The following is a 17,183-nucleotide window of genomic DNA, read 5'->3' on the forward strand; positions in this document are numbered from 1 at the left end:
TATGGGCAACGATATGAGACTGGTTCTGTTGGGGCCGCCAGGCGCAGGCAAGGGCACGCAGGCGACGAGGATCGTCACTCGATTTGCGATCCCGCAATTGTCGACCGGCGACATGCTGCGTCAGGCGGTCGCGGAAGGCACGGCTGCGGGATTACGCGTCAAGCACATCATGGATCGAGGTGAACTTGTGCCCGACGATGTCGTGGTATCGGTGATCGCCAATCGTATCGATCATTCCGACGCGGCAAACGGCTTTATCCTTGACGGTTTCCCGCGCACGGTCGCGCAGGCCGAGGCGCTCGATCGGGAACTCGCCACCCGGAGCATCAAGCTCGACGCGGTACTTGAGCTCGAGGTCGACGAAGATGCACTGCTCGAGCGCATCAAGGGGCGCGCCGACGAGGCGGCAAGCCGCGGCGAGCCGGTGCGCCGCGACGATAATCCCGAGGTCTTCAAGACCCGGCTCGACGTTTATCGCGAGCAAACCGCGCCGGTCACGGAATACTACCGGTCGCAGGGATTGCTGAACATCGTCGATGGTTTGCAACCGATTGACGCTGTAACCGAACAGCTCGCCGCGGCGCTTGCGGCAGTAACGTCCGATCAGATCAGGAGTGATGTCAGATGAAAGCGTTTACCTTCCAGGCGCCGCCCAACATCCTGTTCGAGGCAGGCGCATCGAAAAAGCTGGCGGAGTTGGTTGCGGGATACGCGGCAAAACGTGTCCTGCTGGTGACCGACAAGGGTGTACGCAATGCCGGCCTCACCAAAAACGCCGAGGCTGGCCTGATTGCCGGCGGCTGCGAACTGACAATATTCGAAGATGTGGAGGCGGATCCGCCGTCGCATATCATCGAGCGGGCGGTCGCACTTTGCCGTGACAAGGACATCGAGCTGGTTGCCTCGATCGGCGGCGGCAGCGCGCTCGATACCGCGAAGTTGGTGGCCTATCTGGCCAAGACGCCTGATCGCCTCGAAGATATCTACGGCGTCGGCCTTGCGAAGGGCGAACGCCTTCCGCTGCTGCTGGTGCCGACAACGGCCGGAACGGGCTCGGAGGTGACCCCGATCGCGATCGTCACCACGCCGACGACCGAGAAAAAGGGCGTCGTTGCGCCCCGCCTGCTCCCTGACTGGGCGATCCTCGATCCGGAGCTGACGCTCGGCCTGCCCGCGCATGTCACCGCGGCGACCGGCATCGACGCCATGGTCCATGCGATCGAAGCCTATACCAGCAAGCACCGGAAGAATCCGATGTCGGACCAGTTGGCGCGGCAGGCTCTCGCCCTGCTGTCGGCGAATGTCCGGACGGTCTGTGCGGACGGATCTAATCTCGAAGCGCGGTCGCAAATGCTGCTGGGTTCGATGCTGGCCGGCATGGCCTTTGCCAATTCGCCCGTCGCCGCCGTGCACGCGCTGGCCTATCCGATCGGCGCGCTGTTCCATGTGCCGCATGGCTTGTCAAACGCTTTGGTGCTGACCCAGGTGCTGCGGTTCAATTTGCCGGAGGCCGAAGGGCTCTATGCCGAACTGGCGCCGATCGTCGATCCGAAATCGCAGGGGATGAACGTCAGCCAGCGGGCACGGCTGTTCGTCGATGCGATTGCGGCGATCTGCCGGGATTGCAACGTGCCGGCCTCGCTGGCCGATGTCGGCATTGCGAGGGGCGACCTGAAGAAGCTCGCCGAGGACGCGATGAAGCAGACGCGGCTTCTCGTCAACAATCCCAGGGAATTGAGCTTCGACGATGCGCTGGCGATCTACACCGAGGCGTTCGGCAATCGCGCGGCGGCCTGAAGGGCACAAAGAGTGAGCAGCATGAGCGAGAACGACAAATCGGCTTCCGCTGAGTCCGATCCGGGCCTGGAATGGGCGAAGCTTTGGCAGACGATGGCCGAATCCTCGAACCGCATGGTCGAGGCGTGGTCGGGGTCGATGGCACCGTTCATGCTGGCGCGTTTGTCGGAAAAGCCGGGTGGTTTTGGCGACGGCAACGAATTGTCGGCAGCGATCGAGCGAATGGCGCAGGGCCCGAGGCTAGCCGACGTCTGGGACATCGACCGGAAAATGGCGTTGGCCTTTGGCGCCTGGATCGAGATGCGTCAGCGGCTTGCGAGCTACAATGCGGTCGCTGCCGCTCCGTGGCCTGAAGCGTCGAAGCGGTTCTACGAGACGATGTCGGCAACGGCTAGCGGTGGCTCCCCGCATCCGGAGTGGCGCGAGGCGTTCGCCAAATGGAGCGAAATCTCCAACGAGGAACTGATCCGTAACCAGCGCACCGACGGCTTTTTGCAAGCTCAGAAGGAGCTACTCCAGGCGGGACTCAAATTGCGGAGCCGGCAGGATGACGTGGCTGAAGCGGCGTCAGCCATGTTGGGCCTGCCGACTCGCAAGGATTTCGACGATGTGACGCGGCAATTGACCGAGCTCCGCCGTGAAGTCCGTACGCTCACCCGCCAGATGCACGACCAGAAGAGCGAAGGCGCACGATGAGCGACCAGGAGAATCAGACCTCGCGCTTCGCCCGCGACATGGCGGCCAACGCCGAGAAAATGTTCAAGGCGACACAGCTGATCGCCAATACGCGGGATGAAGACGTCGCCATCGGCACGACGCCGAAGCATCTGGTCATGCGCCGCGACAAGGTCGAGCTGTTCCATTATGAGCCGATGGCGGACGCGACCGCGAAGACGCCCGTCCTGTTGGCCTACGGACTGATCGGGCGGTATACCATGGCTGATTTACAGCCCGATCGTTCGCTGGTGCGCAGCCTGCTCTCGAAAGGGCTCGATCTCTGGCTGATCGACTGGGGCCAGCCGGGCCGAACCGAGCGATGGCTGAAAATCGATGATTACGTCGATGACTACATCGATGCCGCAGTCGACCGCATCGCGCAGGAAACCGGCCATGACAAGATCACGCTACTCGGCATCTGCGAAGGCGGCGTCTTTACGACGTGTTACGCTGCTCTGCATCCGGAAAAGGTGAAAAATCTCGTCATCACCATCACCCCGATCGACTTCCATGCCGACGTCAAGGACAAGGCCGCGCACCACGGCTTCCTCAACCTCTGGACCCGCAGCCTCGATCCTGATGACATCGACCAGCTGGTCGATACCTATGGCGTGCTGCCGGGCGAGTTCATGAGCTCGGTATTCTCGATGATGACGCCGATGCGTTCACTGACGAAGTACAATGTCGATCTCATCGACGTCGTCGATGACGAGGCGAAGTTCATGAATTTCCTCCGTATGGAAAAGTGGCTCGCGGACCGTCCGCATCATCCTGGCGAAGCGGCGAAGCAGTGGCTGAAGGATCTCTACCAGGAGAACCGCCTGGTCGATGGCAGCTTTGAACTGTCCGGCCGTCGGGTCGATCTGAAGTCGATCACGGCTCCCGTGTTGAATGTTTTTGCGCTGGATGACCATATCATTCCGCCGGACTGCTCGCGCGCGCTCGGAGCGAAGATCGGCAGCACGGATTACACTGAAATTCCGCTGCCCGGCGGCCATGTCAGCCTGTTCGTCTCCAGCAAGTCGCAGGGCAAGCTGAGCCAGAGCATTGCCGACTGGCTGGTCGCCCGCGACGCCAATTCGGGAAGTGAAGCCTGATGCGCAACAAGATTGTCGACGCCGCCGAGGCGGTGGCCATCATCCGTTCCGGTGATACCGTCGCCTCGTCCGGCTTCGTCGGCGTGGGAACGCCCGACGAGATCATCAAGGCGCTGGAACGGCGCTTCGTGCAGACCGGAGGGCCGCGGGACCTTTCGCTGGTGTTCGCGGCGGCGCCGGGGGACGGCGCAGATCGCGGCCTCAACCGCCTGGCGCATCCCGGGCTGATCAAACGCCTGGTTGGTGGACATTTCGGCCTGGTTCCGAAGCTCGCCCAGATGGCGGTCGACAATCACGTCGAGGCCTATAATTTGCCGCTCGGATGCGTATCGCATCTGTTTCGCGAAATTGCGGGGCGCAAGGCCGGGCTTCTCTCCAAGGTCGGGCTCGGCACTTTCGTCGATCCGGCCAATGGCGGCGGAAAGCTGAATGCGCGGACCACCGAAGAGCTGGTGCGGCTGATCGAAATCGACGGCGAACAATGGCTCTTCTACAAGGCATTTCCGATCAACGTTGCGATCATCAGAGGTACCACCGCCGACCACAACGGCAACATCTCGATGGAGAAAGAGGCGTTGACCCTCGACAATCTGGCGCTGGCAACGGCCGCCAAGAATTGCAAGGGGTTCGTCATCGCGCAGGTGGAGCGCATCGCCGCGTCCGGTTCGCTCAATCCGCGTCACGTCAAAATTCCGAGCGTCTTGATCGACTGCGTCGTCGTTGCGCAGCCCGAAAACCATGTCCAGACCTATGCCACCGGCTACAACGGAGCATTCTCGGGTGAATTGCGTGCGCCGGCCGACCGCAATGTTCCGATGGCGCTGGATAACCGCAAGATCATTGCGCGCCGCTGCGCCCTGGAATTGCCGATGGGCGGCGTGGTCAATCTCGGCATTGGCATGCCCGAGGGCGTTGCGTCAGTTGCTGCTGAAGAAAAGCTATTCGACTTTGTGACGCTGACTGCCGAGCCCGGCATCATCGGCGGTATTCCGCAAGGCGGCCTCGATTTCGGTGCTTCGATCAATGCAGAATCGATCATCGACCAGAACCAGATGTTCGATTTCTACGACGGCGGCGGGCTCGATCTGGCCTGTCTCGGCATGGCTCAGGTCAATGGCCGCGGCGACGTCAACGTCAGCCTGTTCAATGGCCGCCTGGCCGGCGCCGGCGGCTTCATCAACATATCCCAGAACGCGCGCCGGCTGATCTTCGCAGGCACCTTCACCACTGGCGGCCTCAAGACATCGGTCGTCGATCGCGAGCTCAAGATCCTCAGCGAAGGAAAATCATCGAAATTCATCGACAAGGTCGATCAGATCACGTTTTCGGGCAAGCTTGCCGCAACCAACAGGCAGCCGGTTCTCTATGTGACCGAGCGATGCGTGTTCAAGCTTACCCAGGAAGGTCTCGAACTAACGGAGATCGCGCCGGGTGTCGACATGGAGCGCGACATTCTCGCGCTGATGGGCTTTCGCCCCATCATCCAAGCGCCAAAATCCATGGATGTTTCGCTGTTCAGCGAAGCGCTGATGCAGCTCGACGACCGGCTGCTCAACAGGCCTCTGGCGGAGCGGCTGTCGTACGATGCTGATCGCAACACACTATTCCTCGGGCTCGACGGCTATCGGGTCCATAGAGATGCCGACGTCGAGGTAATCCGGGCGTCGATCCTCGAGCTCTTCCATCGTGTCGGACGCCGGTTTTCCGCAGTCGTCAATTACGATTCGTCTTACATCGCTCCCGACATGGCGGAGAAATGGTTTTCAATGGCCGCCGAGGTCGAGCGGACCTGCTACGATCATGCCTCGCGCTACACGACCAGCGCATTCATGCGCCTGAAGCTCGGCGACGCGCTGGCCCGCCGCGACGTCGCGCCGCATATCTTCGAAACCTCGGCCGACGCCCACCGGTTTGTCGAATAGACCGATGCGGCTGAAATCCACCGAGGTGCGCCCCGCGGATTGGCCTGAAGGACGGCAGATGGCGCCCGACCGCACCGGATCGGTGCGGGGGCTGACCCGGCGCAGCTTTCATCGCATCGCATTCACCGATTGGGGGCCGGCGTCCGCGGTGCGGCCGGTGCTCTGTGTCCACGGGTTGACGAGAAACGGCCGGGACTTCGATCATCTCGCTGCAGTTCTCGCCAGCGCAGGCCGGCGTGTCATTTGCCCGGATTTGCCGGGCCGGGGACAAAGCGAGCGGCTGGAGGAGAGCAGCGACTACGCGTTGCCGCAATATTGCAGCGATATGACAGTGCTGATGGCGGGCCTCGGTGCAACGGAGATCGACTGGGTCGGCACGTCGCTCGGTGGCCTGATCGGGATGGTGCTGGCCGCCCTTCCGGGCAGTCCGGTCCGTCGCATCGTCATCAACGATATCGGACCCTATCTGCCCTGGACTGGATTGCTTCGCCTCGGCGCCAATCTCAACGATGCGCCAAGATCCTTTGAGACGATCGAACAGGCCGAAGGCTACTACCGGCGGGTTCTGGCGCCTTTCGGGCGATTGGAGGATGCGCACTGGCGGCATCTGACGACGCATAGTGTGATCTGGAGCGCGGAGGGGCGCTGCTTCAGGCCGCTGTGCGATCCGAATATCGCCCATGCCTTTCGAAATCCTTGGCACTACAGCGTCGATCTCTGGAAATACTGGGACGCGATCGACGTCCCATTCTTGTGATGCGCGGGCAGCAATCGGATTTGCTTTCCGAAGGGGTCCTCAAGGACATGGTGCGGCGCAATCGCAACGTCCGCGTCCACACCATTGCGGATTGCGGCCATGCGCCGGCCCTGATCGCTGACGACCAGATCGAGGTCGTGACGCAGTTTCTGAGCGGCAACGACCCCACTTAACGGTGAGCGCTTTATGCCGAACCGCACCATTAACGGTGTTAATTCCAACCTGGCTGTACTCACGATGATGTCGAAACTCTTACTCGCCAGGACCGGTACGCGCGCCGTCAGGTTGACCTTGTGCGCCGAGCCCTGTGCTCAGCCGCTGCCTACGTCGTCGGATCACGCGAACGAATTGCAACCCCCCGGCGTCGAATACTAGTACAGCGCTGGAACGGCGCACCACTGCGGAGGGAAAGAAGAACGTGATCCCGCCGGCGGTCGGCGATACGGCGAGGTAACGCCAGTCGCCAATTGCGCCCGGCGGAACCGCCCCAATCAGGATATCGCGAGTGATCCCGCCCGTGTTCGCTGCCACGAACGACAGCACAAGCACACCGAACAGGTCCAGCTTGCGCTTGACGCCAGCGATTGCTCCGCTCAAGGCGAAGACGAACGTACCTGCAAGGTCCAAGAAATAGGGTAGCGCAGCGCCTGCAAGACCTGCTTCCTCGCTTGTCAAATCAATCCTAGAATAGAGACCCCTTCTTTAGACGCAGCGTTCGTTTGATGTTGATCGGCTCCGCCGCTATCAAGCCGGCCCCACGACCACAAGCGTCACTGCGCGCATCCGCCTTCGCCGGCTTTACAGGGAGGAGCTCGCCGATTCGGATATCTGAACCTAATGGCTCAAAGGAGGCACAGCCAGAACGTCCACATCGACGGACCGCAGAGTTTCCTCCGTTACGCTGCCGATGAATGTTCGAAACAGTCCCGTCCGGCCGTGCGTACCCATCAAGAGCAAGTCTGGCTGCTCCTCTGCAACAGCGCGAGCGATAACTTGCGTCGGCACACCCTCGGTGACCCGCAGCGACCAGGGTCGAGTGTCAAAGCCATTCGCAACCAGAAACTTACTCAGCTCCTCCATTGCTCGTTCGCGCTCGTTCTCCACGTATCCGCTGACGATGGAGGGGTCCGCACCAGTGGTCTTCAGGCGTGCTTTTCCCATTGCCGAGAAGGCGTGAAGCAGCGATGTCCGGTCGTCTCTAATAAATCCGGCGGACAGGCCGATTCGGATCGCATCAGCCGATGTATTTGACAGATCCGTCGGGACTAAAACGCGCTCGTACTGCCGCTGGGCCTCGTTGTTCACCATCAAGACCGGATACTTGCCTCCACGAATTACACGCTCGATTGTGGTGCCTGTGAAGATATCGCGCAGAAACTGCTTACGATGGGCTCCCATTACAACCAGATCCGCGTCGACCGCTGCAGCCGTTCGCAGTATGCCATCAAAGGGCTGGCCCTTGACCACGATCGGATAGCAATGAATGTTTTGCAACTCCGGCATGGCCGCGATCTGCTCAACCAGCGTCCGCTGCGCCTCACGCTCTTCGATGCGGACCAATTCCGTTGGCTGATCCTCGTCGACGACATGAACAACGTGCAGTTTTGCATCAGGGGAGCGCACCAGGAGGCCGGCCTGCCGCAGAGCGCGATTGGACCGCGTCGAGAAATCTGTCGCGGCGACGATGTTCATGTCAGACTCCTTATGATTGCGAACGGCCGCGAGAACGATGGCTTGCCAAGTCGACCAGCGCGGCAACTGGGTTCTGTTGCGAAGGGCCTTTGATGCTGCTGCGGGCGGCTCCAGTCGTCTGATCCAGCAATTTGGCCTGGACCGGCGATCTGGAGCCGACAAGGAACAGACATCGCGCACCGCGAGCTGCGGAGTACAATATCTTTCTCCCTCATACGCAACTATTGTATGCGGTGACGGGAGGTGAACCTCCCAAGGTCACCTTTTAGGATCGTGAGGAATTGGCACTCGGCGGCGAGCGAATGCCTCGCGGAAGCCATCGGGATCTGAAATCCAGATGAACATGACCCATGAGGTCAGGACGAGCAGCGCGAAGAACACCGACATAAGAAGCTCCTGGCTTTGGTTGCAGAACTAATAAGGTACCGTCCCGGACGATGTGAATCGTCCGGGTTACCGGCGGATCTGCAGCTGAGTCCTATAAATCCGGCGTCGTAGCGTTGTAGTCATCACTGCCTCTGTTTGCGGTGCGGCTCGCTTGCGTGCGGCATGTGCATTGCTCTGCCGGGCACCGAGCTTCCAGCCGTCGCGAACGCGGCATGGACTGAGTTCGGGGCTGATTGCCTATGATCAGGCGGCCAACATGCAAAGACTTCGGCGAACTCGCCTACTACTCAGCATCACGCATCATGTACTTAGAGGTGGGCATGCGATGCAGGAATCCAATGCGACATTTAGCCTGGATTGACCGACTCGCTGGTCAAGGAACCTGCCGCAAGAAATCGCGCGTCTCGCACTAATTGCCCTCTGGTTCGCGAACCTGCGCACTCTGTTCGGCGGTATCGCGAAATCGCGCTGCACCGACCAATACGGTCAATGCAATAGGCGTGGTTACGAGGCCCAGCCCGATGATCAGGATTTCGTGCAGCACGGGCCGGCTCTGAAGTACCGAAAAGCAAACGATTGAAGCAGCTGCAATGAATACAGTGCCCAGCGTTGTCCCGAGCGTCGGCGCGTGGACCCGCTCATAGAATGTGCCGAACCGCAAAAGGCCGAGCGAACCGACCAGTGTGACGACGGCGCCAGCAAAAACGAGAAGTGCCGTGAGAGCAGCAGCCCAGGGCGGCAGGTGTTCGATGCCGTTCATTCGATCACCTCGCCGCGCAGCAGAAACTTCGCCAGCGCGACCGTACCCACGAATCCGAAGAGGGCCATGGCCAGAGCCGCCTCGAAATAGAGCGTTGCGCCGGATCGAATCCCGAACGTCAGAAGCAACAACATCGCGTTCACGGACGACGTGTCGAAGCCCAAAACGCGATCCTGTGCTCGCGGCCCGCGAAGGATGCGAACCGCGCCACATCCGATAGCCAACACCAGGAGTACCTGCGCGGCGGAAAGCGCGTAGATCGGGACGAGCTGGCTCATTCGAATATCTCCATCAAATGGCGTTCGTAGCGCTGCTTGATCGTCCGGATCCACTCGGCTTCGTCGACCAGATCCAGAACATGGATCATTAGCAGACCCTTCTCTGCATCGAAATTCACCCACAGCGTTCCGGGCGTCGAGGTGATGATGCAAGCCAACATGGCCAGTCCGTAGGGATTGCGCATATCGAGCGGAATGTTCACGAACGCGGATTTTCGCTGTCGACGTCCAAAACCGAGAATGATCCGGCCAACCGCCAAGTTGGAGCGGATGATATCGATCGCCACCAATCCCAACAGGCGTAGGAGGACGCCGGGTCGCCTGACGCGCGTGCTTGGTAACTCCAGCACGGTGAGAAACCGCCCGCCGACGAGCGCGATCACACAACCGAGGAGGACATGTCCGACGGTGACTGCCTGATTGAGCAGTAGCCACAATGCGAGCAGACAGAAGCTCATCCGCGGAAAGGGCAGGAATCGCGTCATTTGCCGCCCGCCTTTCGGCTGCCTTGGGCGCTGATCTCCAGGACGTCGCTGATGTAGCCCGCCGGCGCGTGCAGCGATTGCGCCGTTGCCTGCATGAAGCGCATCACCGGACCGGCGAGCACTGTCTGGGCCGCGCAAATGATCAACAGGAACATGATGGGCGCCATCTCGATCAAGCGCACACGCGGCACGGTGCGATCTGGCGACGCCCACAAGGAGCGTATACCTGCTCGGGTCAGCGCGACCAACGCCGCAAAACTGGACACGAGGAGCGTCAACAAGAGCGCCCACCCACTGCCAGGAACGGCACCGCCCGGATGCATGCCTGAAGGATGAAGCGCCGCCGTCAGCAGTGCGAATTTGGCTATGAAACCCGACAGCGGCGGAAGCCCGGCGATGACCAGTGCGCACCCGATGAAGGCGACGCCGAGCAACCCCATCGTGGCCACAATGGCCGTGCCGACTTCCTCTTCGGTATGGTCCGCATCGTCGTCTTCTCCGTAAGCTTCTCGCGTGACGGCGATCACGTCAGCTCCGGGTTCGCGGCCGCGCTCGATGAGTTCGGCCAGAAGGAAGAACGCGCTGATGCCGAGGGTCGAGCTGACCAGGTAAAACAGCGCTCCACCGGTGACACTGACTTGCCCGGTCCCCGTGGCCGCCAGCACGGTTCCGGAGGATACGAGCACCGAAAAGCCGCCGAGACGGGCGGTGTCCTGGGATGCCAATGTGCCGATTGCTCCGAAGGCGATCGTCGCCAACCCACCCCATAACAGCCAGTCACTGCCGAAGCCCGCTGACGCGCCGCTGCCCCCACCGAAAAGCAACAGCGATAGACGCAGGATGATATATACGCCGACCTTGGTCATGATCGCAAAGATCGACGCCACCGGTGGACTCGCGGCTGCGTAGGCCGTCGGCAGCCAGAAACACAGGGGCCACATGCCGGCCTTGAGCAGGAAGGCCACCGCCAGCATGCCGGCGCCTGCTTCGAGCAAACCGCGGCTCTCCGCGGCGATTGCAGGTATCCGCGCCGAGAGGTCCGCCATATTGAGCGTCCCGGTGACGCCATAGATCAGGCTAACCCCGATCAGGAACAATAGCGACGCGACCAGATTCACGACGATGTAGTGCAACCCAGCCTTCACCCGTGCGAGACCGGAACCATGCAGCAGAAGTCCGTACGAAGCGGCCAGCAACAACTCGAAGAAGACAAACAGGTTGAAGAGATCGCCGGTCAGGAAGGCACCGTTGAGGCCCATCAACAGAAACTGAAAGAGCGGATGGAAATGCGCGCCTGTCCGGTGCCAACGGGCAAGAGAGAACACAACTGACGCCAGCGCCAGGATGCTGGTCAGGAGCAGCATGAGCGCGGAGAGCCGATCGAGAACGAGGACAATTCCGAACGGAGCAGGCCAATCGCCCAGGCGATAGACTTCCCTGATTTCGGGGTGACCCGAATTAGACATTCCGAGCAAGATCACCGCGACACAAACGAGTGCAACCGTTGCGGCGACGTTGACCGCAGCCACGATGTTGCGGTGCCGCTCTCCATTCAAGAGCAGCATGCCTGCGCCGGCAAGCAGGGGCAGGACGATGGGCGCAACGACCAGATTTGCAATTCCGCTCACGCCTCGGGCTCCTGACCGTCGACGTGATCGGTGCGAGCCAGGCCGCGCGACGCGAGGAGAACGACAAGGAACAACGCGGTCGTCGCAAAACTGATGACGATTGCAGTCAGTACGAGCGCCTGTGGTAGCGGGTCAGCATGTTTCGTTGGATCCCCGATCTCCTTTGCGATCAGCACCGGCGCTCCCGTTCGCACCCGTCCCATGGCCACGATGAAGAGATTGACGGCGTAAGAGAGCAACGAAAGCCCGATGATGACTTGAAACGTGCGCGGCCTGAGGATCAGCCACACTCCGGACGCCGTAAGCGCACCTATGCCGATGGCCAGGCTAAGCTCCATTACACCAACTCCTCTTTCGCTCGCTCATCGGGCGCGCGTTGCCCCGCCTGGAGCGGCACGCCATAGCGACGCAGCGATTGATGCGCGATTGCGATGAGCATCAAGACCGTGGCGCCGACGACGAGCGAGAACACACCGATATCGAAAAGAAGAGCGCTGGCCGTGGGGACGCGACCGAGCAGAGGCAGTTCGGCATATGCAAAGTACGAGGTCAGGAAGGGGTGTCCGAAAACGCAGGCGGCAGCTCCCGCAAATCCTGCCAGCAAGAGGCCGAAACCCATCCAACGCACCGGCATGACGTGAAGACGAGCTTCCACCCACACCGTGCCGCGGGCCATATACTGCAGGATGAACGCCGTTGCCATTGCGATGCCGGCGACGAAGCCGCCGCCTGGAAGGTCGTGCCCGCGCAAGAGAAGGAAGATGGCCACGACGCCGATCACGGGAAACAGCAAGCCCATCATCAATGCCGCAGTAGCCAGCGTGTCCTTGGCAGTGTCGCCCTTCTGTCGATCGGGATGAGCCTCGTCGTGGGCATTCTGGACATGCTGCTGTTCGGGAACGGGAATGCTTTCGGGGGCCGGGCGGAAACGGCGCAAAAGCGCAAAGACGGTCAGCGCGACGACCGCAAGCACCGTGATCTCGCCGAGCGTATCGAACCCGCGAAAATCCACCAGGATGACGTTGACCACGTTAGTTCCGCCCCCCTTCGTGTATGCGTTTTCCACGAAGTATCGCGAAATGCTGTGATTGTCCGGGAGCTGCATGGCTGCCAGCGCAAGGGTGGCCAAACCGAGCCCGGCGAGGAGCGCGATGGAGAAGTCGCGAACGCGGTGCCACCGAATGCTGTCGGGCGCCTCGGCCGGGCCTGGTCGCGCAACGCGTTTCGGCAGCCACCGCAAGCCGAGCAACAGGAGAACCGTCGTAACCGTCTCAACGACGATCTGCGTCAGCGCGACGTCGGGAGCGGACAACCAGACGAAGCTGACGCAGGTGACGAGACCCGCGGTCCCGAGCAGTATCAGCGCCACCACCCGATGAAATTTGGCCTGGACCGCGGTCCCCACCGCGCAACCAACGCCGACCACCCAGAGTAATCCAAAGACGAGGTCGAATTCCCTCTCTGACGGTCCCGTCAGCGAGAGGCCGCGGGCGTAGAGGGGCAGCAGGGCAGCGACGAACGCCACGCCAGCCAACAGTCTCAATTGTGGTTGGAGACGCCTCGTGCCGAGATTTGTGGCGAGCCATCGTGCAAGCCGCCAGGACAATGTCACCAACACCCAGTCAAATATCCGCTTGCCATTGATGCGACCGAGCAAGGGCGGTCCCTCATGCGAGAGCAGGTAGGACCGCAGCATGACGTAGACGCCCAAACCGCCGGCCATCGCTACGATGCTCATCAGAAGTTCAGGCGTAATTCCGTGCCAGAGACGAAGGCTGTACTCCGGCATCGCGGAGCCGAGAACAGCCCGGGCAGCCGTATCGAGGATCGGCGCCACAGTGAGAGCCGGCGCGACGCCGACGATGAGGCATGCCAGCACGAGCAGTTCGGCCGGAAGTCGCATCAACAGCGGCGGCTCATGTGGAACGCGTGGCAAGCCGGTTGGAGCCGGGCCGAAGAACACGTCGCGAATGAAGCGCAGCGAATAGGCAACCGTGAACGTGCTGGCGAGAGTGACGATGTACGGCAGCGCCTGATCGACGAGGGAATTGTCATGGACCTCGATCGTCTCGGCAAAAAACATTTCCTTCGACAGAAAACCGTTCAGCAACGGCACTCCCGCCATTGCCGCGGCAGCCACCATGGCCAGCGTCGCCGTAATCGGCATGAAGGCCCATAGCCCGCTAAGGCGGCGGATGTCGCGCGTGCCGGCTTCGTGATCGATGATGCCGGCCGCCATGAACAGCGATGCCTTAAAGGTCGCGTGGTTCATGATATGGAAAATCGCCGCGATCTGCCCGAATGGGGTATCGAGTCCGGTCAAAAGGGTGATCAGTCCGAGATGGCTGATCGTCGAATAGGCCAATAGCCCTTTCAGATCCTGCTGGAACACGGCGAGAAACGCGCCGAGAAAAAACGTGATCAGGCCGATCGAGCCGACCAGCCACAGCCATTCATTCGTTCCACCCATTGCCGGCCAGAGCCGCACCAGAAGGAACACTCCGGCCTTCACCATTGTTGCCGAATGGAGATAAGCGGAAACGGGAGTTGGAGCGGCCATCGCGTGCGGCAGCCAGAAATGAAACGGGAATTGGGCGCTTTTTGTGAGAGCGCCGAGAAGGATCAGAACGAGTGCGGGGACATAAAGCGCGTGCGAACGGATCGCGTTTCCGGAAGCCAGCACCTGCTCCAGGTCATAGCTGCCGACGATGTGCCCGATCAGCAGCACGCCGGCGAAGAGGCAAAGCCCACCCGTCGACGTGATCACCAGCGCCATCCGCGCGCCGTCTCTCGCCGCCGCGTTGTGGTGCCAGTAACTGATCAGCAGGAATGAAAAGAGACTGGTCAGCTCCCAGAAAAAAACCAGTTGGAGCAGGTTGCCGGAGAGCACGATTCCCAGCATTGCTCCCATGAAGGCGAGCAGCAGGGAGAAGAACCGCGGAACGGGATCACTGGGTGACATGTAGTAGCGGGCATACAGCACCACCAGAAAGCCGATGCCGGTGATCAGCATGGCAAAGGCCCATGCGAACCCGTCAAGCCTCAGCACAAACGCGAGTCCAAGTTCAGCGACCCAGTCCGTTCGCCACCCGACAACGCCGCCATTCGTCACGTTCGGATAAGCCGCGCCGATGAGGCAAAAAGCTGTAAGTGCAACCGCTCCAGCGAGCCATGCCTCAGCGTTGCGTGCGTTGACCCGCAAGAGTGCCGCAATAAAGCTTCCTGCGAAAGGAAGGACGAGAACGGCAAGCAGGAACATTTGCGTTCATTGCCCCAGGCTGCGAGGTGGAGAGATGCTTTCGCTGATCCCCAATTGCTTAGCCGAGGCGGATCGATATCTCCACTGCTAGATTTGGCGCCATTGTGATGGTTTGGCCCGGAAACCGCCATTCTGGCGGACACTGGCTCCGCAATTGAGCTGTTCAGATCCAGTGTGGAAGGGTGCCAGTCGCGGCGGCAACGACGGTCGCGAGAGCGCCGAGCAACGCCTAGAATCCGCAGAACGCGATCACCCGCCAGCCACTCATCTCGACCGGCTCGGTGTCCTCAGCTGGGCTGACCTCGGAGCAGTATCGTATGTCATGGCGCCCGTTCGGTGTTCCATCGCAGGTGCAAGCGATCGACGCAGACTATAACAATGGTTCTGTAGAACTACGGCTCACATTCACGTCAAACCGCCACCCGGGCCTACCGGTGCGACAAGAGCGATCGCCTGCAGCAACGTCAGCCTGGGCATCTCACGCGATGTGATCATCGACGCACGTTCTTGCGCAGCTGGTAGACCCGCGTGATTGTTCGACTCTCTCACTTCAATGGCGCTCCTTTGTCCCCTCTCGATACTTCGTGTGCACAGGTGCTGTGCGGTTTCGTCGCAATGTTTCCAGGGTCATGAACTACTATAGTAAGAGCATCATGGCTTATGTCATCGACATTGATGCGCGCACCGCGCGTTTTGCTCTTCACGCCGGCCGCCTCCAAGCAGGCGGTTAGCCGGACGGTGTTCGCGCCGTCCGGGCTCTTTTCCAGCTTTCGTGACCTCCACTCGATAGGTCGTCTTGAAGCAGAAGGAGTGCGCCGTGCTGCCTCTTCCAAAAATCGCACTGACCTCATCAGATTATCCGCGGCTCGAACAGCTCGCCCGCCTCGCCGTCCAAAAAGGAGATTTGGACGGGATATTCCTCATGGGCGAAATCAACCGCGCCGATATCGTCCCGGACGAAGCGGACAACGTCCGTCCTTTCGTGACGATCGGATCATGGGTCACCCATTGCACGAATTGGGGCGTTCCGCGTCGCACCGTGCAACTGGTCTGGCCCGAGGAGTGCTGGTCGGATCCCGCCTGCATTTCGGTGTTGACCCCGCTGGGTACAGCTTTGATCGGACTGCAGGTCGGCGACCAGATGCCGTACTTCATCGCCGGACGCCTGAATGTCGTCAGGGTCCAAAGCCTGACCCCATCGGATTCAAAGGTCGTCCCACTCTTCCGGAGAGGGACGAGGCGGTCAGGCAACCCGTTCGATGACGACCCCGGACCTACTGCAGCATAGGAGCGACCAATGCGCAATTTCGAAGCTGAGAGCCGGCGAGAACAGCCGGCGTTGCCACCGATCAAGATCACTGAGGACGAATCACGGCGCCTCAGTTCCTTGGCCAATTCGAGCATGGATCTGTTTCCGCGAGTGGCCCATTTTCTGGCTCGAGAGATGGAACGTGCCACGGTGACGGACGAGAACAACTTGCGAGGCGTGATCAGGATGGGGTCGAAAGTGACTTATCGCGACGACGAGACGGGTGCGAGCCGAGAGGTCGTGCTGGTCTATCCGCATGAGGCAAACATCGAGCTCAATCGGATCTCGGTCCTGACGCCTGTTGGAGCGGCCTTGATCGGCCTATCGCCGGGGCAGCGGATCGACTTCGAGACGCCCCACAGGCGCACCAGGGGCCTGACCGTTCTCGCTGTGTCCGAATAAGCCGTCGCGTTAAGTCAGATCGAACATCGCCGCCTCTGCGATGTGGGCGCGCCGTCCGAGGCGTCGCGCCCGGATGTGGCGTGTTTTTTGATTGGATTCCATGGACCGGATTGCCTCCGACGGAGGTTGCTGCCGTGAAGCAAGTCACTCGCGGTAAGCTTCGCGAATCAGCGCCCGGCGCGTTCCGGCACCGAACTCAGAAGAGCCACTCAGGGTTGGCATTGTTCAGGAACGCCTCCTCGCTCTTCGCCGTTGACCATCGTTACACACACAGCGGAAACAGCCATGAAGAACATCAGTGCCGGCCAGATCGCGCTGTTGGTTGCTCTCGGAGCCATGTTGATCCTGACCGGCGTTTGGGCTGTCTCGATCTGGGGAGCCAGCAGTGGGGTCGAAATGGGCAAGCATGGCTGGAGCGCGCTTGGGCTCGGAGCTTTCTTCTCGCTGGTTATCGGCTGCGGGCTGATGGCCCTGATGTTCTTCAGCAGCAGCAGCAGCGGCCACGACGATGTCGCCGATCCCTTCCGTCGGCGGAGCGGCGAAGACAGATAGTCGGGCCCCGCGAGCGAGCAGGGGGTAGTCACCCTAGCTTGCTGTCAGCGTTACCAGGAACTGCTCCAGCGACGGCTGAGCGGCTTTCTGCATCTTGTGCAGATCCTCGGGCTTGAGGTTTGCATAGCGTCGCAACATTCG

At 60.9% G+C, this 17,183-nt stretch carries 19 protein-coding genes; 10 read left to right on the forward strand and 9 right to left on the reverse strand.

What is annotated here, in order from left to right:
* The first annotated feature begins 13 nt into the window (after positions 1 to 13).
* The 7 genes from IVB48_RS37080 to IVB48_RS37110 are packed head-to-tail and all read left to right on the forward strand — an operon-like array spanning position 14 to position 6,463.
* Positions 14 to 628 carry an adenylate kinase gene (locus IVB48_RS37080; RefSeq protein ID WP_247408039.1) on the forward strand — a complete coding sequence of 205 codons (615 nt, stop codon included), beginning with the start codon at positions 14 to 16 and terminating at the stop codon, positions 626 to 628.
* Positions 625 to 1,797, forward strand: a complete 1,173-nt coding sequence (locus IVB48_RS37085) for an iron-containing alcohol dehydrogenase (RefSeq protein ID WP_247408041.1) — start codon at positions 625 to 627, stop codon at positions 1,795 to 1,797. The genes IVB48_RS37080 and IVB48_RS37085 overlap by 4 nt, the downstream gene beginning before the upstream one ends.
* Before the next feature lie 21 nt (positions 1,798 to 1,818).
* Complete coding sequence (locus tag IVB48_RS37090; RefSeq protein ID WP_247408043.1) at positions 1,819 to 2,493, forward strand: poly(R)-hydroxyalkanoic acid synthase subunit PhaE; 675 nt, start codon at positions 1,819 to 1,821, stop codon at positions 2,491 to 2,493.
* Entirely contained in the window at positions 2,490 to 3,611 is a 1,122-nt protein-coding gene (gene phaC, locus IVB48_RS37095) for a class III poly(R)-hydroxyalkanoic acid synthase subunit PhaC (protein WP_247408045.1), read from the forward strand. Before IVB48_RS37090 ends, phaC begins: the two co-directional genes overlap by 4 nt.
* Positions 3,611 to 5,533, forward strand: a complete 1,923-nt coding sequence (locus tag IVB48_RS37100) for a CoA-transferase (protein ID WP_247408047.1) — start codon at positions 3,611 to 3,613, stop codon at positions 5,531 to 5,533. Before phaC ends, IVB48_RS37100 begins: the two co-directional genes overlap by 1 nt.
* Before the next feature lie 4 nt (positions 5,534 to 5,537).
* A complete protein-coding gene (locus tag IVB48_RS37105) occupies positions 5,538 to 6,290 on the forward strand; it encodes an alpha/beta fold hydrolase (protein ID WP_247408048.1) in 753 nt (250 codons plus the stop codon).
* A 20-nt stretch (positions 6,291 to 6,310) separates the two neighbouring features.
* On the forward strand, positions 6,311 to 6,463 hold the full coding sequence (locus tag IVB48_RS37110) for a hypothetical protein (protein WP_247408050.1): 153 nt from the start codon (positions 6,311 to 6,313) through the stop codon (positions 6,461 to 6,463).
* A 79-nt stretch (positions 6,464 to 6,542) separates the two neighbouring features.
* Here the strand turns inward: IVB48_RS37110 and IVB48_RS37115 are convergent, their stop codons facing one another.
* The 9 genes from IVB48_RS37115 to IVB48_RS37150 all read right to left on the reverse strand — a co-directional run bounded on the left by IVB48_RS37115 (position 6,543) and on the right by IVB48_RS37150 (position 14,779).
* The gene (locus IVB48_RS37115) at positions 6,543 to 6,965 is read right to left on the reverse strand and encodes a TRIC cation channel family protein (protein WP_247408052.1); all 423 of its coding nucleotides are present in this window, start codon (positions 6,963 to 6,965) and stop codon (positions 6,543 to 6,545) included.
* A gap of 159 nt (positions 6,966 to 7,124) precedes the next feature.
* Entirely contained in the window at positions 7,125 to 7,982 is an 858-nt protein-coding gene (locus IVB48_RS37120) for a universal stress protein (protein ID WP_247408053.1), read from the reverse strand.
* Between the two features lie 258 nt (positions 7,983 to 8,240).
* Positions 8,241 to 8,369, reverse strand: a complete 129-nt coding sequence (locus IVB48_RS41245; protein ID WP_256468943.1) for a hypothetical protein — start codon at positions 8,367 to 8,369, stop codon at positions 8,241 to 8,243.
* 409 nt (positions 8,370 to 8,778) lie between these two features.
* Entirely contained in the window at positions 8,779 to 9,129 is a 351-nt protein-coding gene (gene mnhG, locus IVB48_RS37125) for a monovalent cation/H(+) antiporter subunit G (protein ID WP_247408055.1), read from the reverse strand.
* On the reverse strand, positions 9,126 to 9,407 hold the full coding sequence (locus IVB48_RS37130; protein WP_247408056.1) for a K+/H+ antiporter subunit F: 282 nt from the start codon (positions 9,405 to 9,407) through the stop codon (positions 9,126 to 9,128). The genes mnhG and IVB48_RS37130 overlap by 4 nt, the downstream gene beginning before the upstream one ends.
* A complete protein-coding gene (locus tag IVB48_RS37135) occupies positions 9,404 to 9,892 on the reverse strand; it encodes a Na+/H+ antiporter subunit E (protein WP_247408058.1) in 489 nt (162 codons plus the stop codon). The genes IVB48_RS37130 and IVB48_RS37135 overlap by 4 nt, the downstream gene beginning before the upstream one ends.
* Positions 9,889 to 11,520 (reverse strand): monovalent cation/H+ antiporter subunit D, encoded by a 1,632-nt coding sequence (locus IVB48_RS37140; protein WP_247408059.1) that lies wholly within the window; start codon positions 11,518 to 11,520, stop codon positions 9,889 to 9,891. Before IVB48_RS37140 ends, IVB48_RS37135 begins: the two co-directional genes overlap by 4 nt.
* Positions 11,517 to 11,858, reverse strand: a complete 342-nt coding sequence (locus tag IVB48_RS37145) for a Na+/H+ antiporter subunit C (protein WP_027569389.1) — start codon at positions 11,856 to 11,858, stop codon at positions 11,517 to 11,519. Before IVB48_RS37145 ends, IVB48_RS37140 begins: the two co-directional genes overlap by 4 nt.
* Entirely contained in the window at positions 11,858 to 14,779 is a 2,922-nt protein-coding gene (locus tag IVB48_RS37150; RefSeq protein ID WP_247408062.1) for a monovalent cation/H+ antiporter subunit A, read from the reverse strand. Before IVB48_RS37150 ends, IVB48_RS37145 begins: the two co-directional genes overlap by 1 nt.
* Positions 14,780 to 15,575: 796 nt before the next feature.
* On the opposite strand from IVB48_RS37150, the gene IVB48_RS37155 reads away from it, so the two are divergent.
* The 3 genes from IVB48_RS37155 (at position 15,576) to IVB48_RS37165 (ending at position 17,042) form a co-directional block, all read left to right on the forward strand.
* The gene (locus tag IVB48_RS37155) at positions 15,576 to 16,067 is read left to right on the forward strand and encodes a GreA/GreB family elongation factor (RefSeq protein WP_247408064.1); all 492 of its coding nucleotides are present in this window, start codon (positions 15,576 to 15,578) and stop codon (positions 16,065 to 16,067) included.
* Positions 16,068 to 16,076: 9 nt separating this feature from the next.
* Positions 16,077 to 16,490 (forward strand): nucleoside diphosphate kinase regulator, encoded by a 414-nt coding sequence (gene rnk, locus IVB48_RS37160; protein ID WP_247408066.1) that lies wholly within the window; start codon positions 16,077 to 16,079, stop codon positions 16,488 to 16,490.
* 285 nt (positions 16,491 to 16,775) lie between these two features.
* On the forward strand, positions 16,776 to 17,042 hold the full coding sequence (locus tag IVB48_RS37165; RefSeq protein WP_247408068.1) for a hypothetical protein: 267 nt from the start codon (positions 16,776 to 16,778) through the stop codon (positions 17,040 to 17,042).
* The last annotated feature ends 141 nt before the right edge of the window (positions 17,043 to 17,183 follow it).

It is taken from the genome of Bradyrhizobium sp. 76, assembly GCF_023073025.1.
In the GTDB taxonomy this organism is placed as follows: Bacteria; Pseudomonadota; Alphaproteobacteria; order Rhizobiales; family Xanthobacteraceae; genus Bradyrhizobium.